The sequence below is a fragment of the Lentibacillus salicampi genome, from assembly GCF_004565465.1.
Taxonomy (GTDB): Bacteria; Bacillota; Bacilli; order Bacillales; family Amphibacillaceae; genus Lentibacillus; species Lentibacillus salicampi.
Genome location: NZ_SRHY01000001.1, coordinates 250264 through 260754, shown reverse-complemented (window position 1 = coordinate 260754; position 10491 = coordinate 250264). Strand labels below are relative to the sequence as shown.

The following is a 10491-nucleotide window of genomic DNA, read 5'->3' as shown; positions in this document are numbered from 1 at the left end:
GCATCATCCTTTCCATTCAGTCTAGGCTGCACTGTCCTGCTTCTTGTTTTGTTTGAGTTCACTGTCAGCAAACATCATCCCGTTTCCATATCCGCTTTCTTTTCCGGGCAATATCAGATTTAGTAAAACTCCAATGATTGCTGACAAGGCCATTCCGGCAATTTGCAGATTGTCTGACAGTTGGATAAATGCGCCACCGACACCGATGACTAGTATCACAGATGAAATGACAAGATTCCGTTTATCACTCAGATCCACCTGGTTATCAATTAGCATACGCAGACCATTTGAGGCAATAATCCCGAACAGCAAAATCGAAACACCGCCCATCACGGCCGATGGAATTGAACTGATTGTTGCTGTTATAATGCCGACAAATCCAAAGCAAACGGCGAAAACTGCAGCACCGCCAATAACAAACACACTGAACACCCTCGTAATCGACAAGACACCGATATTCTCTCCGTATGTTGTATTCGGTGGTCCGCCAAGAAAAGAAGCAATTACAGTTGCTGCGCCATCACCCATAATAGACCGGTGCAGGCCGGGTTTTTTAATGAAATTTCTCCCGACAACTTTAGAGAGGACCATCTGATCACCAATATGTTCAGCAATCGTGACGAGTGCGACAGGTGCCATCAGCAGTACAATTTCACCACTAATGATGTCAAACGGCGCGTAATCCACAAACGGTACAATAAAGTCAGGCGATTTAAAAACCGCCGTAAAGAATTCACCGATTGACCCGGCCGACGTTATGGCAAGCCATTCCGCTTTGATTGCCGCGGTATCAACAACTCCTTGGAATAGGGCAAACGTATACCCGGAAACAATGCCAATTAATATCGGAATCAGCCCCAGAAACCCTCTGAAAAAAATCGACGCTATAATGGTGATACCAAGCGTGAACAGCGCGACACTAAAATGTGTGCCACTGTACACATTTTCATCCAGTCCGGGGACATACATGGCCATATCAATTGCAGTTGATGCAAGGCCCAGGCCGATCACAATAATGACAGGACCGACAACAATCGGTGGCAAAATCCGCATCAGCCAGTTTAAGCCTAAAAATCGTATGAATAAGGCCACCACCGCGTATACAACTCCTGCCAAAAATGTGCCGATCATCGCGCCCGCCGGACCGCCGGCAGTGCTGGCTCCAATGATCGGGGCAATAAATGCAAAACTTGAACCCAAATATGCCGGAATTTTTCCTTTGGTGATCAGTAAATAAGCAATCGTTCCAAGACCACTGGATATCAGCGCGACCGCAGGTGACAACCCTGTCAGGAACGGAACAAGAATCGTCGACCCGAACATCGCAAATAAATGCTGCAGACTCAACATTATCCATTTTTGTAATTTTGGTGCTTCCTGAACATCCATGACCATTTCCTGTTTATTCATCTTGATACCCTCCATTTTGTTTTCAGTACAGTTTGCTAAAAAAGTCTTATTAACACAAAATTCATAAACTGCGACGTAAGTGCTGGAATGGTTTCTATAAGTAACTTTTCAGTCCACCGTCCTGGATCGCTACGGGCGGATGCGCACCTTAGGGCAACGCTTCAGCTTCCTCGGAAGCAAAAACCGCTTCCTGCGGGATCTTCAGCTGTTGCTTTTCCCGCAGGAGTCACCGCCCTCCGCTCACCCGGACTAGTGAAGTGGTTTTAAACGTATTTCTATCACGACCCCTGGACCAGTCAATAAAACCAGCGGAGGAAATACACGGATACTCCTGTGGGAGCAAAGGCCTGGATGAGACCCCTTAGTGCTTAGCTCGAGGAGGCTCATCAGCCGCCCACGGAAAGCGACGAGCAAAACATCCGCCGAGTTAGCTGCGAGTTGCGAGGAGTGCTGCTTCCCGCAATCACTTGCAACACGACGAGCACCAAGTGTATTTCCGCAGCGGCAGTTTAACACTCATAAAACGTTACGTCGCTGTTTGTCTCGACTGTGGGACTTTATAAGCAACAAGATTTATGGAATGTGCCGTTATAACAAAATTTTTTTCATAAATACACCTTCCCACAAAAAAACCTCTTTGCGAAAGGTCGCAAAGAGGTATACGTGTTGTGAATACACGTCTTCCAAAGCGACCTTGTAAATCTCTCGGGATCTAATTAAAGGTCAATTAATTCATTTTTCGTAAATGCTCACTTCTTCGAGCTGATCGATTTCTTCCAGTTGAACAACGATGATTTCCTCTTCAGACGTCGGAATATTTTTGCCGACGTAATCTGCCCTTATTGGCAATTCACGATGGCCCCGGTCAACCAGGACCGCAAGCTGAATCAATGACGGGCGATCAATATCCATGACAGCATCCATTGCTGCCCGGACTGTCCTCCCTGTATAGAGTACGTCATCGATTAAAACAACATGTTTATTCTTCAAGTCGACATCAATTCTCGTTGCCTTCAACTCAGGATCTTCATTGGATGTCACCTTTTCCAAATCATCCCGGTATAAAGTGATATCCAACTCACCAGTCGGCACCGTCACGCCTTCGATTTGTTTAATCTTTTCCTGGAGCCGTTTTGTCAGTGGTACGCCTCTCGTTTTGATTCCAACCAGTACCAGATTGTCACCGCCTTTATTTTTCTCGACGATTTCATGCGCAACCCGCGTCAGGGCTCTCCCCATTGCTGCCCCATCCAGCAATACTGTTTTTTTCTGCAAATCGATCACTCCAGACATAGAAAAATCCCTTTTCTCCAGTGAAGATAAGGGATTTGGGCAGACGTAACAAGTAAAGTTACTTTTCCGGTACCTTTTTAGCCTCACTGGACTATGTTAAAGGGTCGCTATTCATTTCTGTTTATTATGTCAGACTTCTTGTCTCCTGTCAACGGTTTTTTTAGCGTAACGGAGCATTCCACCGTACGCATCCAATGCAAAACATGTTAAAATAAAATGAACAATGGAAGCCAAAGGGGATGAACGAAATGCGTCCATATCGTAATGATGTTATGTCGATTGATGAGTACTTTCAAATCCGCGAAAACTCAGAAGCATTGCTGGAATATATCGATGGAACGGTTTACATGTCACCATCGCCATCCACAAAACATCAGCGTATATCAAGCAGGCTGCAAATTAAATTTGGAAATTTTCTTGAAGGGGGGTCCTGCGAATTATTTTCTGCACCTTATGACATTGAGTTAAAAAATGAAAATATGGAGGGATCGAAAATTATTATCCCTGATATTAGCATTATATGTGATAAAGGTGGATTTACAGATGCCAGATATGTTGGTGTCCCCAGCCTGATCGTTGAAATCTTAAGTCCTTCCAATCAGTCGCATGATCTTATTACAAAGTTGAACCTTTATATGAATTATGGTGTCAAGGAATATTGGGTTGTTAACCCGATGCTGAACGCAATTACGGTGTATGCTCTCGATGACGAAAATATGTATGAGCAGTATGATATGCAAATTAATAAAGGTCACGTTGTATCTAAATTGTTTGCTGGCTTTCAGGTGGATTTAGCGTCTATCGGACTATCCGATGGCTCTCGGAAGTGATTTTAGCCTTGAGAACCTTCGAGCAGATAAAAAAACGGGGACGTCTCCGCCTTTCTTTGGCATCACTTTAAGCATCCCCGTTTACCGCAATCAGCTCTCAAATTCTGACAGCAGCTCCTGAAAATAAGCCGGTGCTTCTACTTCAAAATGCAGCTGCTCATTGGTTGTCGGATGCTTGAATGCAAGAGACTTGGCATGGAGCGCCTGACCACCGACAGCCCTCGTCTTTCTCTGCCCATATTTGGGATCGCCGACAACCGGGAATCCGATATATTTCATATGGACACGAATCTGATGGGTACGACCTGTCTCCAGCTGGCATTCAACATGGGTGAAATCTCTATAACGGTTCAACACACGAAAATGCGTTATGGCGGATTTCCCGTTTCCGACAATGCCCATCTTTTTCCGGTCATTTGGGTCTCTGCCAATCGGGGCGTCAATCATCCCTGTTTCATGTTCAATCACGCCATGGACAATCGCTTCATATTGCCTCTCCATCTCTTTGGCAGACAGTTGTTCGGCGAGATGAATATGTGTCTCGTCATTTTTGGCGACCACCAACAGTCCGCTCGTATCTTTATCAATCCGGTGAACAATGCCCGGCCGCTCCTCACCATTCACATGTGATAAGCTGTCACAATGATGGAGCAGTGCGTTCACAAGGGCCCCATGATGATGGCCCGCGGAAGGATGGACAACCATTCCTCTTGGCTTATTGACAACAAGAAGATCAGAATCCTCATAAACCACCGAGAGCGGGATGTTCTCCGGTTCAATCGTCAACGTTTCCGGTTCAGGGACCATCCATTCGATGACATCACCATTCTGACATTTATAATTCACCTTTACGTGATGCCCGTTGACTCTTACGCACCCATCTGCTATCCATGATTGAATTTCTGAACGCGAGGCATCCGTCATCATTGTGGACAGCAATTTATCAACCCGTATATTCGCTTCACTTTCCGTTACGTTGTGCTGTTGTGTCATTTTGCAGCTTTTCCTTTCGTTCATCCATAATGGTGATAATAATGACCAAAATCACACCGACGACCAGAGCAGAATCCGCTATATTGAATATTGGATAATCATACCCGAAAATAATGAAGTCAAAAAAATCAACCACTTCTTTCCGGAACAGGCGGTCAATGAAATTTCCTATCGCACCGCCGAGAATCAGGCTTAAAGCGATCGCCAGCAATTGACTCTCCCTGGCATATTTTTGCATGAAGTAAATCAGGCCAACAACAACAATGGCTGTGATAGCGTAAAAAAAGCCCATTTGCCCTTGAAGGACTCCCCATGCCGCCCCACTATTCCGATGTGATGTTAAATAGAAAAAATCCCCGATGACCGTTATTTGTTCACCAAGCGCCATGGTTTTAATGACAGCCCACTTGGACAGTTGATCGAGCGCAATTACAAGTATTGCCACTATGTAATACAGGTACATGCCGGTTCCTCCGTTTATCTTATCCTTTAACATTTTAAGGGTTCCTTTTGCATTTTACCACAAAAAAACAGAAAGCGCCTTACCCCTTGAATGAATTTTTCAAAGGGACAGGCGCCTCCGATGTGTTCAGGTTTATGCGCTGTAATGTTCTTTCACAATAGCCGCACACCGTGAGCATAAATCCGGATGGTTCTGATCCTGGCCTACTGTTTCTGCGGCGGTCCAGCAGCGCGCACATTTATCACCAGGGTGCTTCTCAACGTTAACGTCTACATACCGGTACTCTTTCGCATCTGATGCATCATCCGTTATCTCTGCATCTGAAACGATGAAAAGCTGATGGACGTTGGCAATGCCATTAAGCACTTCTTTTGTGTGGCTGTCTTTCGGCACGACCGTAATTTTCGCTTCCAATGATTTCCCGATGACTTTATCTTCTCTTGCTTCTTCCAATGCCTTCAGAACGTCATCGCGAACATTCATGAAGTGATCCCATTTTTCATACAGTTTGTCAAAGCCGGATATTTGCCGGGGGTCCGGAATGTCGGTCAGCTGGACGCTTTCTTCCTGAACGCCGGGAATGTACTCCCACATTTCATCAGTCGTATGCGGAATGATCGGTGTCAGGAGCTTCACCAGCGTTGTCACAATCTCATAATAAGCTGTCTGAATGCTTCTGCGGCGATGATTGTCCGCTGCCTCGATATACAAAATATCTTTGGCAAAATCAAGATAGAACGAACTCAAGTCAATCGTACAGAAATTATGAATGTACGAATAAATCGGCGAGTATTCATAATGATCATAGCTGTCACGGACGTTCTTCACTAAATTCTGCAGCCGGTGCAGCATATAGCGGTCGACCTCTTCCATTTCCGCTTCAGGCACCGCATCTTTTTCCGGATCGAAGTCAGCTAAATTTCCAAGCATAAACCGGACCGTGTTACGGATTTTACGATAAGCCTCGGAAATTTGTTTCAAAATCTCCTGGGAAATCCGCATGTCGGCCTGATAATCAACCGATGAAACCCATAAACGCAGAATATCGATTCCAAGTTGTTTTTGAATTTTTAACGGATCCATGACATTGCCAAGTGATTTGCTCATTTTCCGACCGTTACCGTCCAACGTAAACCCATGACTAATAATCGCCTCATATGGAGCCCTGCCGGTAGTTGCCACAGCTGTTGAGATGGATGAGTTGAACCAACCGCGGTATTGGTCGCTTCCTTCCAGATAAACATCCGCCGGCCGTCTATGATCCTCCCGTTCCACTAACACAGCTTCATGGGAAGAGCCGGAATCAAACCAGACATCCATAATATCCATTTCTTTCGTGAATTTGCCATTTGGACTATGTTCGGACGCAAATCCTTCAGGCAAAAGATCAACAGCTTCCCGTTCAAACCAGACATTCGAACCGTGCTCAGCGAACAATTTGGAAACATGGTCAATCGTTTCATTATTAATAATCGGTGTACCATCCTCTGCGTAGAACACCGGAATCGGTACGCCCCATGTCCGCTGCCGGGAAATACACCAGTCTTCACGATCACGAACCATGTTATACAGTCGTGTTTCACCCCAGGCCGGATACCAGCTAATCCGATTGATTTCATCCAGAATATCCTGTCGAAAGTCCTTAATGGATGCAAACCATTGCGACGTTGCCCGGAAAATGGTCGGCTTTTTTGTACGCCAGTCATGGGGGTACGAGTGTGTAATGAATGTCAGCTTCAAGAGTGAGCCGGTCTCATCCAGCTTTTTCGTTACCGATTTATTGGCTCTATCATAAAATTCGCCTTCAAAGCCTGGTGCCTCGTCAGTAAAATAACCTTGATCGTCAACAGGTGACAGTGGTTCAATACCGTACGATCGTGACATATAAAAGTCATCTTCCCCGTGACCAGGCGCTGTATGAACACACCCCGTACCAGCATCTGTTGTCACGTGGTCCCCAAGCATCACAAGTGAATCACGGTCATAAAACGGATGTTTGGCAACGACTTTATCCGCTTCCGCACCTTGGAATGTTTTAACAACTTCCGGGTTTTCCCATTCCAGTTCTTTGGCAATCGTCTCCAGCAGCTCTTGAGCAATCACATATTTTTCACCACGAACAGCAACGACCGCATATTCCAGCTCCGGATGCAGGGCGATGCCCAGATTTGCCGGGATTGTCCATGGTGTCGTTGTCCAGATGATGATTTTTTCATCACCATCAAGTACATCTTTTCCATCCTTGACGTTAAATGCCACATAGATGGAAGGTGAACGTTTATCATAGTATTCAATTTCCGCTTCCGCCAGCGCCGACTCAGAAGACGGTGACCAGTAAACAGGTTTAAGCCCCCGGTAAATATACCCTTTTTTGGCCATTTCACCGAACACCCTGATTTGCGCCGCCTCATAACCTTTTTTCAACGTTATATATGGGTTATCCCAATCACCGCGGACACCGAATTTTTTAAACTGGTTGCGCTGATTATCGAGCTGTCCCATGGCATATTCGGCACACTTTTCCCGGAACTCGGCAACACTCATCTTTTTGCGGTCAACTTTTTTCTTTTTGGTTAATGCTGTTTCAACCGGCAGACCGTGTGTATCCCAGCCGGGTACATATGGCGCGTGATAGCCGCTCATTGACCGATACCGTGTAATAAAATCTTTTAATATTTTATTCAACGCATGGCCAATATGCAGATCACCATTCGCATACGGCGGGCCATCGTGCAAAATGAACAATGGCCGTCCTTTCGTGCGTTCCATGTCCTTTTCATAAATGCGATTCTCATCCCATTGCTTCTGTCGCTCAGGTTCTTTATTCGGCAAATTGCCGCGCATCGGGAACTTCGTCTTTGGCATCAGTAAAGTATCTTTATAGTCCAATCTGTTTTCCTCCTTATCGTCCCTGTAAGTTAAGCGATGTTAAACGAACTTGATTGAAGCGGAAGACGCGAGACTCTGCGGGAAAGCGAGACAGTCCAAGTCTCCGAGGCAGCGAAGTAATGAGCTGGCGGGGAGGCTTGGCACGAACCCACGGAAAGTGAGCGTCCAGAGCTGAAATCAACTATTATTAACAAAGTAAAAAATAAAAAAGTCTTCTCATCCCTGAAAAGGGACGAGAAGACTCGCGGTACCACCCTTATAAATTTAAAAATCGGCTGTCGATTCATTTTAAATTCACTCGTGATTCGTAACGTGAATAATCCGTCCATTCCTACTCAGGTTCAGAATGGATACTCAGGAGTGATGTTCAAGATGCTTACCATATCAGGCTTCCACCGACCCCTGATTCGCTGAACTGGAATACATCCATACTATCTCCGTCATCATAAAGCATATTCGATATATAGAAATTATATGTAAAATGCCACAGGACGTCAAGGCCTATGCCTTTGTCTCGGCGTAATCCGGCGCTTCATCCGCTTCGGCATCCGTTTCTTCGTCAAATAAATCCTCCCAGTCCCCTGCATCGATGACGTCAAGCTGTGCCTCCACCAGCATTTTCAAACGGGTGCGGAACACTTTAGCCTGTTTTTTTAATTCCTCAACATCCATTTCAATTCTGCGGGATTTGTTTAATGCTTCGTTCACAATCCGATCTGCATTCTTTTCGGCTTCTTTTATAATTAATTTGGCTTCCTTCTGGGCATTGCCTTTAAGCTCTTCTGCCGTTTCCTGTGCAATCAGAATTGAGTTATTCAATGTACTTTCAATATTCGTGAAGTGTCCCAGTTTTTCGTTTAACTGTTCAACTTTTTCCTGTAAATCTTTTCTTTCGCGGATGGTCATTTCGTAATCTTTGATAACCTGATCCAAAAATTCATTAACCTCATCCTCATCATAGCCGCGAAAACTTCTTGTGAATTCCTTATTATGAATATCCAGTGGTGTTAATGACACACAGGCCACCTCCTTAAGTACAACTTTATTATAAATCCATATAGTATGTTATTTCGACAAAAAGACCAAAAATCCTGCAAAATTATTTCTATTAATTTAAACGAGCAGTTGTGATGCTAATGTTATTTTTTTTGGTCTGGCCATTGACCCCGGTCAATTTACTTCTCCCTTTCCCTCGCACAGAAAGCATGTCACCGGCTTCCAAAATGAATTTGCGGTCGTCGGTAACCCTATAGTTTACTTTAACAAGACCTTTTCCAATCATTTCTGCTGCATCTTTCCGGGACAAATGGTATATCGCTTTGACAATGGTATCTAGCCGAAGTGAAGATACGACTTGATCGGATTCAACCCAATTGACCGTCTTTTCCACAACAGATGAAAGCGGCTGTTCTTCCAGCCTTATCCTGGCTTTTTTGATGGCAGTCAAATTAGTAAGCACGTATGGCGCGACTTCACTAGCCATAACAATTTGAACCAATCCGTCTTCAGCCATGATGTCACCCAGCTTTTGACGCTTAATCCCTAAAGACAAAAATGCCCCCATGACATCCCGATGGCTAATCGATACAAAGTTGTCATGGTAGGAGCCTTGCAGTAATGTAAGCTGAAAAGAATCCTCTGTCACTTCTTCATAGAACGGCGCGATAATCACGCGCTGTCTTTCAGCATTGTGACTGCCTCCGTGTTTGTACACCTTCAGCTCCGCCATACTTGTCCCTGCGAGCGTGTCCACAATTTGCTGTTGCCGCGGGTCCAGGAAATCGCTCACTTTCATCTGCCAGGTTGTTTCGACATGATCAACCCAGGATAAAGCCTGGTCAATAAATGGATGCTCATCTTTTCTGAAATGTTGATATATTTCCATAAGTTTCACCCATCAAAACCAACTGAACAGAACACTCAACCCATACGTTCTGGCAAAAAACAGGACAAGTATGGCCACTACCGGGGAGAGATCAATCATGCCCAGCGGTGGTATGATTTTACGAAATGGCTCAAGATAAGGTTCGCATATTTTGGCTAAAAAGCCGCCAAATGACGATTCACGAGCTCCCGGAAACCAGGACATAAAGATATAAATAATCAAGGCAAAGCTGTACAGTTCCAATGCCAGTGATAATAGAACAAGTAATGACTGCATCGTTTACGACCATCCTTTATTATATTCGTCTTCTTCAACAAGTGATTCTGTTATGGAACCTGACACATCAACATTGTCTGCTGTACATAGAAATGTCCCGGCACCAAGTTTTTGAATATCACCATTAATCGCATACACGGTGCCACTCAAAAAATCAACAATACGTTTAGCCTGCTGATGGTCAACCCGCTGCAGATTAATGACGACCGCCCGTTTATTAACAACATTATCAGCAATCTCCTGTGCCTCTGAGTAATTGCGCGGTTCGGATAACACGACTTTTGATGTCGGTCCCTGCATACTGGTTAAACTGACAACATTCCCGTTATTGTTCGTGTGATGTGTCGCAGCGTCCTGATTAACAGCGTCTTGCTGCTCAACATACTCATAATCATCTTCCATTGTAAAAAAGGTTTTAAGTTTGTTTTTAATACTCATCATTTCACCCCGTT

General features: G+C 44.8%; 10 protein-coding genes and 1 other annotated feature. Of the genes, 1 reads left to right on the top strand and 9 read right to left on the bottom strand.

The window, feature by feature from the left end:
- Nucleotides 1–21 precede the first annotated feature (21 nt).
- On the bottom strand, nucleotides 22–1410 hold the full coding sequence (locus E4U82_RS01300; protein WP_135108225.1) for a solute carrier family 23 protein: 1389 nt from the start codon (nucleotides 1408–1410) through the stop codon (nucleotides 22–24).
- Nucleotides 1411–2142: 732 nt separating this feature from the next.
- The gene (pyrR, locus tag E4U82_RS01295; protein WP_135108224.1) at nucleotides 2143–2685 is read right to left on the bottom strand and encodes a bifunctional pyr operon transcriptional regulator/uracil phosphoribosyltransferase PyrR; all 543 of its coding nucleotides are present in this window, start codon (nucleotides 2683–2685) and stop codon (nucleotides 2143–2145) included.
- 266 nt (nucleotides 2686–2951) lie between these two features.
- On the opposite strand from pyrR, the gene E4U82_RS01290 reads away from it, so the two are divergent.
- Nucleotides 2952–3533, top strand: a complete 582-nt coding sequence (locus E4U82_RS01290; protein ID WP_135108223.1) for a Uma2 family endonuclease — start codon at nucleotides 2952–2954, stop codon at nucleotides 3531–3533.
- A gap of 90 nt (nucleotides 3534–3623) precedes the next feature.
- Here E4U82_RS01290 and E4U82_RS01285 read toward each other — a convergent pair whose 3' ends face one another.
- The 7 genes from E4U82_RS01285 to E4U82_RS01255 form a co-directional block, all read right to left on the bottom strand.
- The gene (locus E4U82_RS01285) at nucleotides 3624–4526 is read right to left on the bottom strand and encodes an RluA family pseudouridine synthase (RefSeq protein ID WP_135108222.1); all 903 of its coding nucleotides are present in this window, start codon (nucleotides 4524–4526) and stop codon (nucleotides 3624–3626) included.
- Nucleotides 4495–4989 (bottom strand): signal peptidase II, encoded by a 495-nt coding sequence (gene lspA / locus E4U82_RS01280; protein WP_135108221.1) that lies wholly within the window; start codon nucleotides 4987–4989, stop codon nucleotides 4495–4497. The genes E4U82_RS01285 and lspA overlap by 32 nt, the downstream gene beginning before the upstream one ends.
- A 132-nt stretch (nucleotides 4990–5121) precedes the next feature.
- Nucleotides 5122–7878, bottom strand: a complete 2757-nt coding sequence (gene ileS, locus E4U82_RS01275; protein ID WP_135108220.1) for an isoleucine--tRNA ligase — start codon at nucleotides 7876–7878, stop codon at nucleotides 5122–5124.
- A gap of 225 nt (nucleotides 7879–8103) precedes the next feature.
- Nucleotides 8104–8331 (bottom strand) — a binding site (T-box leader).
- Nucleotides 8332–8379: 48 nt separating this feature from the next.
- The gene (locus tag E4U82_RS01270) at nucleotides 8380–8895 is read right to left on the bottom strand and encodes a DivIVA domain-containing protein (RefSeq protein WP_135108219.1); all 516 of its coding nucleotides are present in this window, start codon (nucleotides 8893–8895) and stop codon (nucleotides 8380–8382) included.
- Between the two features lie 91 nt (nucleotides 8896–8986).
- Nucleotides 8987–9763, bottom strand: coding sequence for a YlmH family RNA-binding protein (locus E4U82_RS01265; RefSeq protein WP_135108218.1), 777 nt, complete (start codon nucleotides 9761–9763; stop codon nucleotides 8987–8989).
- Between the two features lie 12 nt (nucleotides 9764–9775).
- Nucleotides 9776–10039: a YggT family protein gene (locus E4U82_RS01260; RefSeq protein WP_135108217.1), complete on the bottom strand. Its 264-nt coding sequence runs from the start codon at nucleotides 10037–10039 to the stop codon at nucleotides 9776–9778.
- A gap of 3 nt (nucleotides 10040–10042) precedes the next feature.
- Nucleotides 10043–10477 carry a cell division protein SepF gene (locus E4U82_RS01255; protein ID WP_135108216.1) on the bottom strand — a complete coding sequence of 145 codons (435 nt, stop codon included), beginning with the start codon at nucleotides 10475–10477 and terminating at the stop codon, nucleotides 10043–10045.
- Between the last annotated feature and the right edge of the window lie 14 nt (nucleotides 10478–10491).